Raw genomic sequence first — 2357 nt, forward strand, 5'->3', positions numbered from 1 at the left:
ACTGTGTAAGTCGGCTCTGGGGGCTTTAATGACGACTTGTACCCTTCCTACAAACAAGCCTTGCTTTGCCCACTGTCTGACGTTGCTCAGTGCAGTTTAATATTGTTCACTTTATTTAATCTATAAAAATAGAGATTCTAGGTACTAATCAGTGTATGACTAATAATGAATTTACTGTAATAATCAATTTTTGAATCAGATACTATCTCATATGAGGTAGGATACTAAATTCGAAAAAACATTTATAAAATACAACCTTCATAATCAAAGAACCTAATGTACATTTAGAGATATAAAGTAGATAAAAGATATTGGGAAAAAGTTATCTTTAATAATAACTATAAAATCATTTTTTTGATTTTGTTGCTATTTTTATGTAAAGCAGAGAGTTATTCCTGTCATCTTTAAGTTACTAGACCCAAAGAAAGAAGATGGCTCTCATGAGAAAAGAGTACAACATAAATCAATAAGCTTTAGAAATTAAAGTTTTTAAATTGCAGATTCTATAATTAATCCGAACAGCATTAATCTAAAAAACACAAAGTAATTCCTTTACAATGGTAGTTACGACAACAAACCATGAAAGCAGGAATTACTTTGAGCACTACTACTTTAACGCAGTTTGACAGCTTTTTGTTTGTTTTTTACTGAGTTAAATCTAAAGTGTTCTCAGGGATGGAAATATTGGCTTGCTGCAAGGCAGCCAGATAGGCTTCTAGGAATTGGCGTTTAACAGGAAGTTGAGCGCCATTTTTGGTGTTTAAGCTAATTTGATAATGAAGTACCCCAGATTGCACATCTACTGGTCCAACAATTTGCGGGGCTTGTACTAGCCCTGAGACTTTAGGTGTCAGCATTTGATTGACTTGTTCTAAGACTTGAGTAACTTGTTTAATATTGGTCCGTGGGAAGAGCTGCAAATCAATAATCGTTGTCATATTGCCTCGCGAAAGATTTTTGACAATTGTAATATTACGATTAGGAATATAATTCAAAGTACCATCGCCACTGCGAATTTGAGTCGTTCTTAAGCCAATATAAGCCACGGTACCAGATATATCACCAACACTAACCGAATCACCTACATCAAATTGCTGTTCTACCAAGATAAAAAATCCGGTAACAACATCACTAACGAACCCTTGTGCACCAAGACCTAAAGCTAAACTGAAAATTCCGGCACCAGTAATTAATGTTCCTACGGGAGCCCCCATGATGGAAAGCACCATATAAATATAAATGAATGCCAGAAAATAAAAATAAATATTTTGTGTTAAGGTCGCAATTGTCCGTGAACGATTAGAACTAGTTGTGTTAATCCGCAAATTATAGGTAATACGGCTGACAACACGCTTACCGAATTTATACAGCAGCCAAAAAAATAGCGACAGTAAAATAATTTTTATTAAATTTCCCAAAACGGTATTTAACAGATTGATCCAGTATTGTGGATTATTTATTTGCTGCAAAAACGGCAGCTGATTGCCTTGATTTTGCTGCTGATTATTATTGATGAGTGAATTATACTTATTTAACAAATTACCCAAATTACCACTTCCTAATTAATTTCTATTTAAAGTATAACCTCTCTGATTGCTGTTGTCATGAAATGATGATAAAATTTAGATGATGACAAAAATTGAGGAGGAAATAGTATGACAATGGGTCAAATAGCCGCATTAATTGCAGCCATTGCATTTGTGATTTTAGTAATTTATTTAGGAATGATGTTGCTGCAATTAGCTAAGGTATTGAAGAAGCTGCAGGCCACAGTTACGGAAACGACCAAGGCTGTCAAAACTTTAACGATAGATTTAGATAAAATTGCACATCAAGGTAATGATCTCACGGTCAAAGTTAATGATTTGATGTCAGATGTGAATGGCAAAGTGGGCAAATTGAATCCATTTTTCCAGTCATTAGAGAACTTTGGCAATAGTTTAGAACGTTTTAGTGAAAAGTCTGATAATCCGTCAGCAAAAAGATCTTGGAAAATCTCACCTTGGTTGGCTGGCAAAGTAGCTAAAAAAGCTTTAAAGATTTATCGTAAAAAATAAATAATCTAGTAAAGAAGCGATTATATGTCAAAAACTAAATTTGCTTTTGGTGCCGTTTTGGGAGCAGCAATTTCTTATTGGGCAACTAAAGAATATAACTTGCATAAGGATGAGTTAATCAGTTTCATAACTGATAAAATGGATCGAGTTCCTAAAGTTGATAAACAACAATTAAAAAAAGTATTTGATAAAGATACAAAAAAATTGCAACAGGCTTTAGAAACTGGTAATTCAGCAGAAGTTCAGACCAACTTTGATGATATTAAGTTGGATGCTGAACAGATTAAGTTAGATAAATAG

3 protein-coding genes are annotated in these 2357 nt (G+C 33.6%); 2 read left to right on the plus strand and 1 reads right to left on the minus strand.

The window, feature by feature from the left end; translation table 11 throughout:
* Positions 1-644 precede the first annotated feature (644 nt).
* Positions 645-1547: a mechanosensitive ion channel family protein gene (locus EQ827_RS08445; protein ID WP_181190542.1), complete on the minus strand. Its 903-nt coding sequence runs from the start codon at positions 1545-1547 to the stop codon at positions 645-647.
* 108 nt (positions 1548-1655) lie between these two features.
* Here EQ827_RS08445 and EQ827_RS08450 point away from each other — a divergent pair, with 108 nt between their 5' ends.
* Positions 1656-2057 carry a DUF948 domain-containing protein gene (locus EQ827_RS08450; RefSeq protein ID WP_181190543.1) on the plus strand — a complete coding sequence of 134 codons (402 nt, stop codon included), beginning with the start codon at positions 1656-1658 and terminating at the stop codon, positions 2055-2057.
* A gap of 24 nt (positions 2058-2081) precedes the next feature.
* Positions 2082-2357: a hypothetical protein gene (locus EQ827_RS08455; RefSeq protein WP_181190544.1), complete on the plus strand. Its 276-nt coding sequence runs from the start codon at positions 2082-2084 to the stop codon at positions 2355-2357.

Source organism: Bombilactobacillus bombi (assembly GCF_013607485.1).
GTDB classification, from domain to species: domain Bacteria; phylum Bacillota; class Bacilli; order Lactobacillales; family Lactobacillaceae; genus Bombilactobacillus; species Bombilactobacillus bombi_A.